The following is a 15,863-nucleotide window of genomic DNA, read 5'->3' on the forward strand; positions in this document are numbered from 1 at the left end:
CATTCTATGTGAGTTTCAGTACAAGGTGTTATCACGAACCTTCGACGGCTCTTACAATAACTCTGTTTCCAAAGGATTCAGGGCAAAAAGGAGTGGAAGAACATGAAAGCAGGAATTCATCCAGAATACCGTAAAGTTGTATTCCTAGACACAAGTTCTAATTTCAAGTTTCTAACAGGGTCTACTCAGTCTTCTGAAGAAACAATCGAGTGGGAAGATGGAAACACGTATCCATTGATCCGCGTAGAGATTAGTTCTGCGTCTCACCCGTTCTACACAGGTAAGCAGAAAGCTGACAAAGCTGGCGGCCGTGTGGATCGCTTCAAGAAGAAATATAACCTTTCATAATTATGATACCCTCTCTCCTGAGAGGAACTTCATCATTTTGAACAAAAACAGGCAAATTGTCTCAGATGTTTGCCTGTTTTTTTGTCAAAAAATAGGGGTATAAAAGCCTTTGTTGGAAAGGTGCTAATTATACTCTTCAAAGGACTTATCAATAAGGGGAGCTGTCCTTGGTGATTGAAGCCGCCGTTATACCGGCGTCATCAAGGGAGCTCTTTTTTGTTGAAATAAAGGGGAGGATACCGGATGATCCCCCCGTATTTTGAAGCTTGATTGAGTGAGAAGGGAGCGACAGTAGACGTGTATGTAATGAAACAGAGTGGATGGGTCGAACTCATCTGCGGAAGTATGTTCAGCGGGAAATCAGAGGAGTTGATCCGCCGTGTCAGGCGTGCGACTTTTGGTAATTTGACGGTCCGTGTCTATAAACCTGCGATTGATGACCGGTACAAAGAAGATGCAGTTGTATCTCATAACGGCACTTCTGTAATGGCTCGTCCTGTAAAAAGCTCGTTGGATATCCTTCAGCATGTGACGGATGAAGTGGATGTCGTAGGAATCGATGAATTGCAGTTTTTTGACGAGCATATCGTAGAGGTCGTCGAGTGTTTGGCAGACAAAGGCATACGCGTCATCGTCGCTGGACTGGATACCGACTTCAGAGGTGAGCCTTTTGGCAAAATGCCGGAAATGATGGCATTAAGTGAAAGTGTTACAAAGTTAAACGCCATCTGCCCTATTTGTGGTTCACCGGCCAGCCGTACTCAACGCTTGATCGATGGAGCACCCGCTTCCTATGACGATCCAATCATCTTAGTCGGTGCATCGGAATCATACGAACCGCGTTGCCGCCATCATCACGAAGTACCTAACAAGCCCAGGCAACACGAAGTGAAAAAGGTTTACGCTGAAAAAACAACATAAACCACTACTCAGACAGCTGATCCCCAGCTGTCTTTTTCTTTTTCACTATTCTTAAATAGAAGCTCCCGTTTGTGGAAGACTCAGTTTCGAGACGTTTGTGTGATTCTAGGGGCTCTGGGAAAAGGTTCGTCTTGCTCCATCGTCCAGACACTCGCGTCATAAGCAGAACAGCAACGGAATGTGCTTTTCATTCCGTTGCTGTTCTGCTTATGCCAGTCGTGTCTACCAGGACGATTCCGCATTTGAACACTTTCCATGGGCGGGCGGTGAGCCTCCTCAGGCTACGCCTTCCGGGGTCTCACCTGTCCCACACGTCCCATAGGAGTCTCACCGTTTCCCTCCGCCCCTTTACCATGGAATAGATTCTCGAAACCTACACTAAAAGGGCAGCTCTTATGATTTTGATAGGCGGATTTTAGAACCCCTGCACTTATAAGTAAGGTTCTAATCCTTCCCACCCACACAGGCAAAAAAGGCTTTGTATCAAGCGATTACGCTTTCTAAACATCCATTGGATAGAGTACATATTATCCATTTCCTATAAACATATAAGCTAATTTTCTAAGTAGTGGTTTCGAGAACCTACTATGATAAAGGGGCGGAGGGGAATGGCGAGACTCCTGCGGGAAAAGAGTGCTAGGTGAGACCCCGGAAGGCGTCAGCCTGAGGAGGCTCATCGCGCTCCCGCGGAAAGCGAGCTATTCCCCATAGCCCCATCCACTCAACAAACTTCTCGAAACTGAGTCTTCAAGAAACCTGCCAGTTAGTTGAATGAATGTGCTCTCTTTTATACTCGATGTGCTTGGTTTCGTTTAAATACCTGTATTTTGTGATACTTTAAATATAGATAAACAACGTTTGGTATGGAGGGATAGAAGTGGATAAGCGTTCCATTCAGTCAGATATGTCGAGCTATATTGGTAAGCTGTTACGTGACCACTTTGGAAAAGGACCCTCCTCTGTTTTCGTCTCCATCGAAGGGAAATTTCTTACCATCTATTTGAAAGATTTTCTTGCACCCATGGAACGTGTTTTAGTCGGTCAGAGAAATGATAAAAAAGTAGAAGAAACGCGGGACCTCATGATGAGAGAATTAATTCCTGATATAAAAGCAACCTTTCGGGCCACTTCGGGTATCCATGTGGACCATTTGTATTATGACTGGTCTCTATCCAGGCGGACGGGTGTGCTTGTCGGAGTCATTACAACGGATGCCCCTGATGAAGGTGAAGAATTAATATCTTATGAACACAAAGATGCGGTACACGAAGAAGTGGAAAAACTGAGCCAGAAAGCGGAAAAAGCACCTGCCTCCATTCGGTCGTTTTTGCTGAACAATCGAACATTATTGATTGAGCGTAATGGAATATTGGTCGCTATTGAAAAAGAAATGATCAGTGCAGGATATGAACAGCCTTTGAAAATTTCCAAAAGAAGGTTAGAAAAGCGTCTTCTAAATCATGCCTCTTTCGAAACAATCCTTGGTACAAGCATAGAAGATGTCTTTATAGACTGGGATTTCGATAAAGACCGTAGTTACATGGTTCTGATATTGAAACCTTAAAGAGGGGGACATAGAATGATCGGCGAAAAGGATACCACCTTGCTGGAGAAGACATTATTACTCGAAGAATGCATGAATGCTTATAAGTATGCTGTAGAAACTGCACAGAAAAAAAGCCTGCTAGTGGAGGACATGGCTGCTTCATGTGCGGAAGTTTGTAAAAAGGCTGCAGAAGAATGCTTGACTCTCGGTACCATGGAAAACGACAAAATCTACCTCATGTGTTTAGAATATGTCCAGTTGTGTGAAGAGCTTGAAAAGTATCAAAGGATTGAACAAGAGGACATGAAGAAATCAGTTTAGGCAGACCTGTTTTCATATCGTCCAATCTGTACTATAATAGTATTTGGGATGAAACGAAGACGTTTGATCCTTACTCGTGCTTAACCATTGAATTTTGATAACATGTTAATATATTATTCGGTAACACTGATCTGGACAATAGAGCTGGACAAAAGCCGAAAAGTATCTTTCTTTCCACAAGTAGATACTTTTCGGCTTTTTTGCGTTTTTTGAGCTGATTATGCTCAACGAAAGGAGTATGCGCTCTGTATCGTATAGTTGGATTTGATAGCCACCGTGTCGTTATTGAGTTTAGAAAAGATGACAAGGATTTGGTTTTTGAAAAATATGCAGATGCTGAAGAGTATTTGAAGAAAATTAAACAGGAAAATATCATTCCTAATAAATATCAGTTACTCATCCAGGAGTAACCACCAAACCAAGCGGTCCTACCGCTTGGTTTTTTTATACTTCTTTCACTAAAGCTCCCTTTAGTTGAAGACTCAGTTTCGAGATGTTTCCAGGGTTCGTTGCCTGGTTAAGCGTTAGGGGTGGCTGGGAAGCAACTCGCTTTCCTGTGGGGGAGTGGCGAGCTTCCTCGGACTACGTCCTGCGGGATCTCGCCGATCTCCTTTCTCCCACGGGAGTCTCGCAGCTTCCCAACCACCCCATTTGTGGAGAAGTGGAACGAACCCCTATACAGAAAGTGAGTGTCTCTTATTCCTCTATCCTAAGTAGGCATAAAACGCTCTATATCAAGCCTTAAGTTCTGCCATCCAGCAGTAGAAAATTTTATATGATTCATTTCGCTTCATTATTCAAGCTGATCTTTTAGAAGTGGTTTCGAGAATCATACTTGGTTAAGGGGAGGAGGGGAATGGCGAGACTCCTGAGGGAAAAAAGTGCTTGGTGAGACCCCACAGGACGCAGTCCGAGGAGGCTCACCGCGCTCCCGCGGAAAGCGAGTCATTCCCCGCAGCCCCCATCCACTCAAAAAACATCTCGAAACTGAGTCTTAAAGAAACCTGCCATTATATTGAATAACGAATGGGGCATAAGTGGGGTGGTTTCGGAGACAATAACGGTAAAAAGAGAAGAGGTGCTAGAGATGAGAAGTTTCTTACTAATGGCCGCAATGGCTGCCGTTTTGTTGAGTGCATGTGGGTTGCAGGGAGATAAATACCAAGGGATGACCAGTCGTGATGATGTAGAGAACATGGGCTACAATAATGAAGTGACTCGAGGAGAAGAGAGCCCGCGTTCCATGAACAAAGTCGGATATACATGGGGGCTGAAACAGGACAGGGAGAATATGAAAGCAGCAGCCCAACAACTACCCGGAGTCGAAGTGAAGAGGGTTACGCTTGAAGCAAACCAAGCATGGGTGACGGTACACATCGAAGGGGATGAAGATCTTTCCAAAGAAGAAAAAGCCGAATGGAAAGCTCAAGTTCAAGAAGCTGTTTACCAGGCTGTTCCCCGCTATGACATTCATGTAAGAATCAAATAACTTTTGGATGGTTTCCTTCCTTTAGGTAGGGGAATGACTAAGTGTCTGCGTGAAATTCCGTGGAACAAAGTTGTTTCCCTTTTTCTTCCTCTATGGAGATACGGTTACCAAAGTAAAGTACGTGAAGACATCTTTTTTGAGGAATGGGGTGGGCGGTTGTATCCATGACCTCTCTATAATATAATTAGAATGTTATGGAGAAAGAGGTGCATACCATTGATCGAACGTTTACAAACATTAGAAGATCGTTATGAAAAATTGAACGAATTACTTAGTGATCCTGAAATTATTTCTGATACGAATAAACTGCGTGAGTATTCCAAAGAACAATCCGGCCTGCAGGAAACAGTGACAGCTTATCGTGAGTATAAAGAAGTGGCAGAGCAGCTGGATGATGCGAAGGCGATGCTTGACGACAAAATGGATGCGGATATGGTGGAAATGGTCAAAGAAGAGATTCATGAACTTTCCACACGCAAACAAGACCTTGAAGAACGGTTGAAGGTTCTTATGCTTCCGAAAGACCCGAATGATGATAAGAACGTCATCATGGAAGTGCGCGGAGCAGCGGGCGGAGATGAAGCTGCTTTATTCGCTGGTGACCTATATCGGATGTACGCACGGTATGCTGAGGCGCAAGGCTGGAAAACAGAAGTCATTGAAGCGAATGCCAGTGACGTCGGTGGTTATAAAGAAATCATCTTTATGGTGTCTGGGAATATGGCTTATTCCAAGCTGAAGTTTGAAAATGGCGCTCACCGTGTCCAACGTGTACCGGAAACAGAATCGGGGGGACGTATTCATACGTCTACTGCGACTGTCGTTGTCATGCCTGAAGCTGAAGAAGTTGAGGTGGAATTGCATGATAAGGATATTCGAGTCGATACCTTTGCTTCCAGTGGACCAGGAGGGCAGAGTGTCAACACGACCATGTCCGCTGTACGCCTGACCCACGAACCGACGGGTACCGTTGTATCGTGTCAGGACGAAAAATCACAAATTAAGAACAAAGAAAAGGCGATGAAAGTTCTTCGGGCTCGTGTTTATGATAAGTTCCAACAGGAAGCCCAGGCAGAATACGATGAAAATCGTAAGTCTGCTGTAGGTACAGGGGACCGTTCCGAGCGGATACGTACGTACAACTTCCCGCAAACACGTGTGACGGATCACCGAATCGGTCTAACGTTACAAAAGCTTGATCAGATTCTCCAGGGAAATATGGATGAAATCATTGATGCTCTATTGATTGAAGAGCAAACGAAAAAAATGGAGCAGATTGGTGAATAGTATGCAGCCTACTTTTACGTCGATTCGGGAAGCCCGCCGCTGGGCTTCTCTTTTTTTACAACAACATCAACGGGAACCGAGGGTGGCTGATTTATTACTCGAACATTTTTTGAAATGGACACCCTCCCAACTTCTTGCTTTTGACGATCAACGGTTACCTGATGAAGCAGAGAAGGATTTCGCCCAGGCAGTCAGACAGCATGCGGAGACAGGGATCCCTGTCCAGCACCTTACAGGAGTCGGTCACTTTTATGGACGGGAATTTCAAGTCAATGAAAACGTGCTGATTCCAAGGCCTGAGACGGAAGAGCTGGTCCTTGGCGTTATGGATTATGTCCGTGATGAAAATTTGCAGACACCAAGAATTATTGACCTTGGCACAGGTAGTGGTGTCATTGCGATTACCCTTGCTACCGAACTTCCGGGGAGTGAGGTTAGTGGTGTAGATCTCTCAGAGGAAGCTCTTGAAATAGCTGAAAAAAATGCTGCTCAGCATGGGGCCGATGTTCGCTTTTATCGAGGGAACTTCCTGGAATCACTGCTTGAAGAGCCGTTCGACATCATTGTTTCCAATCCCCCTTATATTGCTTTTTCAGAAAAAGATAAAATGGACGATACTGTGGTGGATTTCGATCCGGCGCTTGCTCTATTTGCTGAGGAGGAAGGGTTGGCTGCCTACAAAACCATCCTTACTCAAATCTCACATATGAAACAAAAACCCAAATGCATCGCATTCGAAATTGGTCATGAGCAAGGACGCTCGGTTTCGACGCTCATTCAAGAGATGCTGCCGGAATGTCATACGGAGATACGTCCAGATATAAACGGGAAGGACCGCATGGTCTTTGCCTTTGTTAAGTAACCAAATAGAAGATTGATAGATTTATGGTTTAAAGTGTAGGCACCCTGTCCATACTAGCGACTAGTAGAGTGACAGGGAGGAAATGAAAATGAAAAACAGTTGGCTCTTATTTTTATCCTTATCTATTATTATTGCGGTCCTCCCATGGGGACAACAATCGCAAGCACAACCTGAATTTCAAGTCATTCCGGATGAAGCCATTCGTCTTCGCATATTAGCAGATAGTAATGATCAAGCGGATCAGAAAGTTAAACGTATGGTAAGAGACGAGGTCAATGCTGAAATTACCGAATGGGTAGCTGAATTGACTTCGATTGAAGCGGCTAGGGAATTGATTCAGGGGCGTCTTCCCGAGCTTCAGGAGATTGTAGGGCAAACCCTTGAAAAGGAAGGGATCCAACAGGATTACACGGTCGACTACGACTCCAATGTTCAATTTCCGACGAAGTTGTATGGTTCCTTTATCTATCCAGCCGGGGAATATGAAGCCATTCTCATCACCCTGGGAGAAGGTGAGGGCGATAACTGGTGGTGCGTCCTGTTCCCGCCACTATGTTTCCTTGATTTCTCTAATGGGACGAGTGTAGCAGAAGCGGAAGAAGTAACAGAAGAAGAAGTAGAGAAAGAAGAGGAAGAGGAAGTACAGTTCTTTGTCGTGAAAATATGGGAAAGCATCTTTTCCTAGCATAGAATCCACCCCCCTTTTCATAGAGTAGAACAAAGGGGTGTGGATTCTATTATGTATATCGAACAAATAGAAGATGAGTTGTATCAGTTGAAAAAAGCCGACCAGCCGATCGGATCCTTCCGTCTGATCCGATTATCAAAGGGGGCGGGGAAGCTTGAACAACTCCAAGTGAAAGACCATATTTCTCCCGGTAGAATTTTAGAGGTGTTTGAAGTGATTCAGACCTATGTGGAGAAAGTAGGTTTAAGAGAGCTTCATGTGGAAAGTCATTCCGATACACTCGACTTTCTTTTGCAGCATCAACAGTTCAAGAAAAAGGATGTCGAAAAAAGGTTGTGGATTTATGAAGTTAATCACAGTTAATTGTGCATAAGTCGCTTAGTTATTCACAAAACGGGTATTAATTGTTAATAAGTTGTGAATAGAAAAATTTCATTCGCATATTTACTAACGGATTCTTTGGATATGTGGGTAAAATTGTGGATAACTTGAGGACATCTTGTGAATAATGTCTAAATTTGCGATATTTTGTAGAATTAATCATAATAAAAATGACAGCAGATACGGAATAAAGGGGTTCGTACGATGAGTATGGAAACGAAATGGTGGAAACAAACGGAAAACACAAGGGATTTGGATGCTCAAGTCCAGGAAGCCTCGACTCTTCTGAAAGATAAACAGGTTGTCGCTTTTCCTACCGAAACGGTCTACGGTTTAGGTGCGGATGCAACCGAAGAAGAAGCGGTACAGCGGATTTTTGAAGCCAAAGGCCGGCCAGCAGACAATCCTTTAATTGTTCATGTGGCAGATGAGGAGCAGGTGGGTCAATTAGTTGCAGAGATTCCCCCTGTTGCGCGGAAACTGATGGACGAATTCTGGCCCGGTCCGTTGACGCTTGTTCTGAAGAGCAATGGAACAGCTGCTGTTAATGTGACGGCGGGATTATCCACAATTGGCATTCGAATGCCTGATCATCCACTTGCTCTAACCTTGCTTCGGGAGACAGGAAAACCATTAGCAGCTCCAAGTGCCAATCGTTCAGGTCGACCCAGCCCTACAACGGCCGAGCACGTCTATCAGGACCTGGACGGTAAAATTGCCGGCATACTTGACGGAGGCCCCACAGGTGTTGGTGTGGAGTCTACTGTTGTGGACTGCACGACGGAAATGCCTGTTATTTTAAGACCGGGCGGGGTAACGAAAGAAGATTTAGAACGGGTTCTAAAGCAAGTCATGATGGATCCTGCTCTCGCTGATGAAAAGCAGAAGCCTAAATCACCCGGGATGAAATACACCCACTATGCACCGGAATCGCCGCTTTGGCTGGTGGAGGGTAATGATGACTTCTTTTCCAGGCAACTTCATGAATTGAAGAAGGATGGAAACAGAGTCGGGGTCATTGCAAGTGATGAACTAGCAGAAAAACTTGATCACTATCCTCTTATACGTTGTGGTTCAAGATCACAGCTTCATCAAGTAGCAGAAAAACTTTACGGTGCCTTAAGAGAATTTAAAGAGTCGGATGTAGATCTTATTTTATGTGAAACTTTTTCTGAAGAAGGTGTAGGAGCGGCCATTATGAACCGATTGAATAAAGCCGCTGTAAAAAGAATCCAGACCTTCTGACATACGCCCCTCCACTCATGCATACGATGATATAGCATGTCCGGGGAGGGGAAGATTCAGTTGGAGCATATGACTTCACTAATTTTGTTATCGATTGCTTTAGGTCTTGATGCATTCTCTGTTTCATTAGGAATGGGATTACAGGCAATTAGGTTAAAGCACGCTTTTTTTGCCGGGATTGTCATCGGGGTTTTTCATATGGTCATGCCGGGGTTGGGCATCCTGCTTGGTAAATGGCTGTCTGATAGTGCAGCTGAATGGGCTGAATTGGCTGGAGGAGTAATGTTGTTCGGCTTAGGTGCTTATGCGGTCTTTGCGTCGTTCACGGAAAAGCACTCGATTTCATATCGAATGACGGGCATCGGCTTGTGGTTATTCGCACTAAGCGTCAGCATAGACAGTTTCCCCGTGGGTTTCAGCTTAGGCTTAAGAGAAGCGGAAATGTTCATATCCGTCCTATCTTTCGGAGTATTCAGTATGGCTTTGACATGGACAGGCTTCATCATAGGTCGCCGGGCAGGAGGTTTACTGGGTATATATAGTGAACTTCTTGGAGGAAGCATATTGTGTGCCTTAGGGTTAAATGCTATTTTTTGACATGTTTTTCACCCGATCTGTACCTATGGTACTATAGAGAAAACGGACTATTGATGAGGGGAAGAGTGGCTATGAATATATTATTTGTCTGTACAGGAAATACATGCCGAAGTCCGATGGCAGAAGCATTGCTAAAATCGAAGTATGAAGAAGGAAATGTTCAATCCGCAGGAATTTTCGCAGGGAAAGGGGAACCTCTGGCAGAGAATTCAGAACTTGTTCTTAAGGAGATCGATTTGGACCTGGACCACCAGACCAAACCTATCGATCGTGACCTTCTGGAATGGGCGGATCTTGTGCTCACCATGACAGACCGCCATAAACAAACCCTCGCTCTTCAGTACCCGGACGCTCAAGGAAAATACTATACGCTGAAGGAATATGTACTCATTGATGAAAATCAATGGCGACATTTAAAGAGCCTTTATGCAGCCTTTGAAGAGAAGCGTTTGTCTATCCTGAATGAATATAAAGGCAAGATCGATGACCAGGATCTTGAGCAAAAATTGTTCGATGAACTAGAGGATGAAATTAAAGAAATCGATCAGCGGGAGAAAGAATTGCCTGATTTGAATATCATAGATCCCTTTGGCGGGAACATCACCATCTACCGGAATACCCGTGATGAGCTCAATCACTATATTGAACGTCTCGTAGAAAAACTTCGCGACGAGGAATAAACCGGTTTCTATCAGACGTACCATCCTCGTCGTCTCGCTGTTTTTATGGCAACATTTATACATATCTAAAAATCCCAGAGACCCCCCTCCGGGATTTTTTATTTCTCCTATTTCAGAAAAGCTCCCTTTAGTTGAAGACTCAGTTTCGAGACGATTGTGTGGTTCTAGGGGCTCCGGGAAAAGGTTCGCTTTCCATGGGGCGGGCGGTGAGCCTCCTCAGGCTACACCTTCCGGGGTCTCACCTGTCCCACACGTCCCATAGGAGTCTCACCGTTTCCCTCCGCCCCTTTACCTTATAAGTGTCTCGAAACCACTTCTAAAAGGATCAGCTTGAATGATTAAGGGAAGTGGATGATTCGAACACCTGTATTCATAAGCAAGGTTCCAAATCTTCTCCCCTATGCGGGCATATAGTGCGTTCTATCAAGCATTTGCGTATGCTAAACGTCAACGAGGTAGAGTTTAAATCATTCACTTCTCATATCCATACAAGCTGATTTTTAAGTAGTGGTTTCGAGAACCATACTTGGTTAAGGGGCAAAGGGGAATGGCGAGACTCCTTCGGGAAAAAAGTGCTTGGTGAGACCCCACAGGACGCAGTCCGAGGAGGCTCACCGCGCTCCCGCGGAAAGCGAGTCATTCCCCGCAGCCCCCATCCACTCAACAAACATCTCGAAACGGAGACTTCCGCAATCCTGCCAAATTTTTTAATAAATACAGAAGGGCTACTAGATGAAAGGAGTCGGATGGAGAGCATTGACAGGGGAGAGGGAAACTGTCACGATAAGGTTGATATTAGAAGACGGGAGTGTCTATAGATGAAAGTGATCCTTGCCTCCGACCATGGCGGAGTGAACTTACGAAAAGAAGTAACAGACGTTTTGAATGAACTTGAAGTAGAATTCGAAGACATCGGTTGTGATTGTGAAGATTCCGTCGACTATCCTGACTACGCAATCCCTGCAGCAGAACGTGTAGCGAATGGAGAATTTGATAAAGCGATCCTCATCTGTGGAACAGGAATCGGGATGTCGATCTCCGCTAATAAAGTAAAGGGAATTCGTGCCGCATTGGTGCATGACCTTTTCACAGCCAAAGTTACTCGCGAACATAACGATTCGAATGTGTTATGTATGGGTGAACGCATCATCGGCCCAGGTTTAGCGCGTGAAATTGCTAGAACATGGGTGTCTACTGACTTCGAAGCAGGTCGTCACAAAAGACGTGTAAGTAAGATTGCCGAATATGAAAATAAGTAATACAATGGGATATAGAAAAGCTGAAGCTTTTTTAATAGCTGATGCTGACAATTGAAGGAGGAGCCTGATGCTTCTCCTTTTTTTGTAAATAAACCGCTTATAGGGAGTTATTCCCCTATTTGTGCTGACACATAGAGGAGGTAGGAAAGTGACGGATGTGAAAAGGATTCAAGCGGATGTTCGCGCTGTGGTCGATCAGCTTATGGAAACAGACAGCCTACAACCAGGTGTTTTTGTCATTGGCTGTTCAACAAGCGAGATTGCAGGGGAAAGAATCGGCACTTCAGGAAGTGAAGCTATTGCTGAAGTAGTTTTCAGTGAGCTGCAAAATCTTTCAGAGCGCTCCGGCGTTTCACTTGCGTTCCAGTGCTGTGAACATTTGAATCGTTCATTAGTTGTCGACCGTGCAGTAATGGAAGATCAGCGTTTAACAGAAGTATCGGCTATTCCTGTGCCCGCAGCAGGCGGATCGATGGCATCCTTCGCTTATAAGCATATGAAAGATCCTGTGCTTGTGGAGAGGATTGAAGCTAAGGGTGGGCTTGATATCGGTGACACCCTCATCGGGATGCATTTAAAACGTGTAGCCGTACCGCTTCGTATCGCTCAAAAAAGCATCGGTCACGCCCACATTACGGCAGCGAAAACCCGACCTCCTCTCATCGGTGGGGCACGTGCGGTTTATGTAAGTCAAGAAGAAGCAGGTTCTTGTGATCATTAGGAATGGAAAGGGGAAGCTAGACCATGAATCATGTAAAATCAGCAGATGCAGAAATTTTTGCAGCCGTCCAGGATGAAAGACAACGCCAGCAGGATAATATTGAATTGATTGCTTCAGAAAACTTCGTTTCAGAAGCCGTTATGGAAACGATGGGTTCTGTGCTTACGAATAAATATGCGGAAGGCTATCCGGGCCGTCGTTACTATGGTGGTTGTGAACACGTAGACGTTGTGGAAAACTTAGCCCGCGACCGCGCGAAAGAACTGTTTGGAGCCGATCACGCTAATGTTCAGCCGCACTCTGGTGCGCAAGCGAACATGGCCGTGTATTTCACTGTGCTTGAGCATGGAGACACAGTCCTCGGTATGAATTTGAATCACGGTGGTCACTTGACCCATGGCAGCCCCGTCAACTTTAGTGGGAAGTTGTATAATTTTGAGGAGTACGGTGTAGACGAAAACGATGAAACAATTGATTATGAGGCTGTGCTTCAGAAAGCCAAAGAAGTGCAACCTAAACTGATTGTTGCAGGTGCCAGCGCCTATCCGCGAGAAATTGATTTTGCTAAATTCCGTGAAATTGCTGATGAGGTAGGAGCTTACCTCATGGTCGATATGGCCCATATCGCGGGGCTGGTTGCTACAGGTCTACATCCGAACCCTGTACCACACGCTCACTTCGTTACGACCACAACCCATAAAACATTGCGTGGCCCTCGTGGTGGAATGATTCTTTGTGAAGAATCTTTTGCTAAAAAGATCGATAAAACAGTGTTCCCGGGAATGCAGGGCGGTCCCTTAATGCACATCATTGCAGCTAAAGCTGTATCCTTCAAGGAAGCTTTGCAGCCAGAGTTCAAAGAATATTCCCGGCAAATTATCGCCAACGCAAAGCAACTAGGTGCATCCCTTATTGAAAAAGGGGTAGATCTAGTTTCTGATGGGACAGACAATCACCTGCTTTTACTTGACTTACGCAGCAAAGGCTTGACCGGCAAAGTAGTCGAAAAAGCTTTAGATGAAATCGGTATTACGACAAATAAAAATACGATTCCGTTCGATCCTGAAAGCCCGTTTGTGACAAGTGGTATCCGTATCGGTACAGCAGCTGTTACGAGCCGTGGCTTCAAGGAAGCGGAAATGGAAGAAATTGCAGATCTGATCGCCTTCACTCTGGACAATCACGAGGATGAGGCGAAAATGAAAGAAGCGGAAAAACGTGTACGTGAATTAACATCCCGCTTCCCGTTATACCAGACACTCAACTTTTCTTCCATTTAATGAATGAAACTACCAAGAGCCACTAGATTGATCTAGTGGCTCTTATTTAAGAATCTGGCAGGATTATGGAAAACTCGATAGCGGGATGTTTCGCGGTTCTTTTCTTGGGATGTGCGGGACAGGTGAGACCCCGGAAGGCGTAGCCTGAGGAGGCTCACCGCCCGCCCCGTGGAAAGCGAACTGTTTCCCGGAGCCCCTAAAATCCAACAAACATCTTGAAACTGAATCTTCCAGAGTAAGGAGCATTTTTGTAATAATTCGTAATCTGATCATAGGTTGCAGAGAGGTTTCTTTTTCTGTACAATTTAAAGGATGTAAATTTTCAGAAGGAGTGAATGGCAATGGCAAACGTTTATGTACTGGATCACCCATTGATTCAACATAAGTTGACGTACATACGTAAAAAAGAGACAGGGACGAAAGACTTCCGTGAATTAGTAGATGAAGTAGCAGCACTTATGGCCTTTGAAATCACCCGAGATCTTCCGCTGGAAGAAGTGTCTATCGATACACCAGTCGTACAGGATGCGAAGGCAAAAGTACTGACAGGTAAAAAGATCGGACTTGTTCCTATTCTAAGAGCTGGGCTTGGTATGGTAGATGGAATTATCCAATTGATTCCAGCTGCGAAAATTGGGCACGTCGGACTTTACCGCGATCCAGAAACATTGCAGCCCGTCGAATATTATGTGAAGCTTCCAAGTGATATTGAAGAACGTGAATTGATTGTCATCGATCCGATGCTTGCGACAGGCGGATCAGCCAACGAAGCAATCCACTCCTTGAAGAAACGTGGAGCAAAACAAATTCGTTTAATGTGTCTCGTAGCTGCGCCTGAAGGTGTAGAAGCTGTGCAGGAAGAACATCCGGACGTGGACATTTACCTTGCAGCTCTTGATGAGAAATTGAACGAAAAAGGATACATTGTACCTGGTTTAGGAGATGCGGGAGACCGTTTGTACGGAACCAAATAAAACCACTTCCTCATTAAAGGAGGAGCACTCATGACAGAACGCATTAAAGTAATGACGATATTTGGGACAAGACCGGAAGCTATAAAAATGGCACCGCTCGTCCTTGAGTTGAAAAAACGTTCAGAACAGTTTGAACCAATCGTTGCAGTAACCGCTCAGCATAGAGAGATGCTGGACCAGGTGTTGAGTATATTTGATATTGAACCGGATTTTGATCTTGATATCATGAAAGCCCGCCAGTCACTTGCTCAAGTGACGACACGTGCTTTGGAAGGTTTAGATGAAGTGATGAAGGAAACGAAGCCTGATGTTGTGCTTGTCCATGGGGATACAACAACAACATTTGCCGCTTCCTTGGCTGCTTACTATAACCAAATTCCTGTCGGGCATGTGGAAGCTGGGCTTCGTACCTGGAACAAGTACTCACCGTTTCCTGAAGAAATGAATCGCCAGTTGACCGGTGTTATGGCGGATCTTCATTTTGCACCGACGAATAAATCAAGAGACAATCTTCTTGCTGAAAATAAGTCGGAAGACAATATCTTTGTTACCGGGAATACAGCTATTGATGCTTTACAGACGACGGTAGCGGAAGACTATGCCTCTGAAGTGCTTGATGAAGTAGGGGATAAACGCCTTGTTCTGATGACAGCACACCGGCGTGAAAACCTCGGAAACAACATGAAGCAAATGTTCCGCGCCATCAAGCGTCTTGTTCAGGAGCACGACGATATTCAAGTCGTCTATCCGGTTCACCTGAATCCGGTGGTTAAAGAAACAGCGGACGAAATCTTAGGGAATGACGATCGAATCAAGCTGATCGAACCGCTTGATGTCATCGACTTTCACAATTTCGCTTCAAGAGCACACCTCATTTTGACTGATTCAGGCGGCGTACAGGAAGAAGCACCTTCACTGGGTGTTCCTGTCCTTGTCCTTCGTGACACGACAGAACGTCCGGAGGGGATTGATGCAGGCACATTGAAGCTTGCAGGAACGGAAGAGGATCACATCTTCCATCTCGCTCATGAATTGTTATCGGATGACAAAAAACATGAAGCGATGTCCAAAGCTTCCAACCCGTATGGAGACGGACAAGCTTCTGCCCGTATCGCAGAGGCGATTCGTTATTTCTTCAAACATCGTGAAGATAAACCTGCACCATTTGAAATCGAATAAGATGAACATGAAAGGGCGAGGTCACCAAGACCTCGCCCTTTTGTTTATTCTCCACGAACATACTCCCCTAATAGCGCTTCTTATT

Annotated in this window: 17 protein-coding genes; all 17 read left to right on the plus strand. The window is 45.0% G+C overall.

Annotated features, from left to right (window positions below; genetic code table 11):
* Positions 1-102: 102 nt before the first annotated feature.
* The 17 genes from GLW00_RS02385 to wecB all read left to right on the plus strand — a co-directional run bounded on the left by GLW00_RS02385 (position 103) and on the right by wecB (position 15,778).
* Positions 103-348: a type B 50S ribosomal protein L31 gene (locus tag GLW00_RS02385; RefSeq protein WP_160910891.1), complete on the plus strand. Its 246-nt coding sequence runs from the start codon at positions 103-105 to the stop codon at positions 346-348.
* Positions 349-645: 297 nt separating this feature from the next.
* Positions 646-1,269 (plus strand): thymidine kinase, encoded by a 624-nt coding sequence (locus GLW00_RS02390; protein WP_160910892.1) that lies wholly within the window; start codon positions 646-648, stop codon positions 1,267-1,269.
* A gap of 877 nt (positions 1,270-2,146) precedes the next feature.
* On the plus strand, positions 2,147-2,833 hold the full coding sequence (locus tag GLW00_RS20845; protein ID WP_160910894.1) for a Na-translocating system protein MpsC family protein: 687 nt from the start codon (positions 2,147-2,149) through the stop codon (positions 2,831-2,833).
* 15 nt (positions 2,834-2,848) lie between these two features.
* Positions 2,849-3,136 (plus strand): four-helix bundle copper-binding protein, encoded by a 288-nt coding sequence (locus GLW00_RS02400; RefSeq protein WP_160910896.1) that lies wholly within the window; start codon positions 2,849-2,851, stop codon positions 3,134-3,136.
* A 1,087-nt stretch (positions 3,137-4,223) separates the two neighbouring features.
* Positions 4,224-4,625: a lipoprotein gene (locus tag GLW00_RS02405; protein WP_160910898.1), complete on the plus strand. Its 402-nt coding sequence runs from the start codon at positions 4,224-4,226 to the stop codon at positions 4,623-4,625.
* A 216-nt stretch (positions 4,626-4,841) separates the two neighbouring features.
* On the plus strand, positions 4,842-5,912 hold the full coding sequence (gene prfA, locus GLW00_RS02410; protein ID WP_160910899.1) for a peptide chain release factor 1: 1,071 nt from the start codon (positions 4,842-4,844) through the stop codon (positions 5,910-5,912).
* A 1-nt stretch (position 5,913) separates the two neighbouring features.
* Positions 5,914-6,774 (plus strand): peptide chain release factor N(5)-glutamine methyltransferase, encoded by an 861-nt coding sequence (gene prmC / locus GLW00_RS02415; RefSeq protein WP_160911826.1) that lies wholly within the window; start codon positions 5,914-5,916, stop codon positions 6,772-6,774.
* An 88-nt stretch (positions 6,775-6,862) separates the two neighbouring features.
* Entirely contained in the window at positions 6,863-7,459 is a 597-nt protein-coding gene (spoIIR, locus tag GLW00_RS02420) for a stage II sporulation protein R (protein WP_160910901.1), read from the plus strand.
* Between the two features lie 54 nt (positions 7,460-7,513).
* Positions 7,514-7,825 (plus strand): hypothetical protein, encoded by a 312-nt coding sequence (locus tag GLW00_RS02425; RefSeq protein ID WP_160910903.1) that lies wholly within the window; start codon positions 7,514-7,516, stop codon positions 7,823-7,825.
* Between the two features lie 222 nt (positions 7,826-8,047).
* Entirely contained in the window at positions 8,048-9,088 is a 1,041-nt protein-coding gene (locus tag GLW00_RS02430) for an L-threonylcarbamoyladenylate synthase (RefSeq protein WP_160910905.1), read from the plus strand.
* A gap of 69 nt (positions 9,089-9,157) precedes the next feature.
* Positions 9,158-9,685 carry a manganese efflux pump MntP gene (locus GLW00_RS02435; protein ID WP_237417425.1) on the plus strand — a complete coding sequence of 176 codons (528 nt, stop codon included), beginning with the start codon at positions 9,158-9,160 and terminating at the stop codon, positions 9,683-9,685.
* A gap of 71 nt (positions 9,686-9,756) precedes the next feature.
* Positions 9,757-10,365, plus strand: coding sequence for a low molecular weight protein arginine phosphatase (locus tag GLW00_RS02440; RefSeq protein ID WP_160910909.1), 609 nt, complete (start codon positions 9,757-9,759; stop codon positions 10,363-10,365).
* Positions 10,366-11,183: 818 nt separating this feature from the next.
* On the plus strand, positions 11,184-11,624 hold the full coding sequence (gene rpiB, locus GLW00_RS02445; RefSeq protein WP_160910911.1) for a ribose 5-phosphate isomerase B: 441 nt from the start codon (positions 11,184-11,186) through the stop codon (positions 11,622-11,624).
* A 157-nt stretch (positions 11,625-11,781) separates the two neighbouring features.
* Positions 11,782-12,345, plus strand: a complete 564-nt coding sequence (locus GLW00_RS02450) for a TIGR01440 family protein (RefSeq protein ID WP_160911828.1) — start codon at positions 11,782-11,784, stop codon at positions 12,343-12,345.
* A gap of 23 nt (positions 12,346-12,368) precedes the next feature.
* A complete protein-coding gene (glyA, locus tag GLW00_RS02455) occupies positions 12,369-13,625 on the plus strand; it encodes a serine hydroxymethyltransferase (protein WP_160910912.1) in 1,257 nt (418 codons plus the stop codon).
* Between the two features lie 341 nt (positions 13,626-13,966).
* Positions 13,967-14,599, plus strand: a complete 633-nt coding sequence (gene upp / locus GLW00_RS02460; RefSeq protein ID WP_160910913.1) for a uracil phosphoribosyltransferase — start codon at positions 13,967-13,969, stop codon at positions 14,597-14,599.
* A gap of 30 nt (positions 14,600-14,629) precedes the next feature.
* Positions 14,630-15,778 (plus strand): non-hydrolyzing UDP-N-acetylglucosamine 2-epimerase, encoded by a 1,149-nt coding sequence (gene wecB / locus GLW00_RS02465; RefSeq protein ID WP_160910914.1) that lies wholly within the window; start codon positions 14,630-14,632, stop codon positions 15,776-15,778.
* Positions 15,779-15,863 lie beyond the last annotated feature (85 nt).

The sequence above is a fragment of the Halobacillus litoralis genome, from assembly GCF_009856445.1.
GTDB lineage: Bacteria > Bacillota > Bacilli > Bacillales > Halobacillaceae > Halobacillus > Halobacillus litoralis.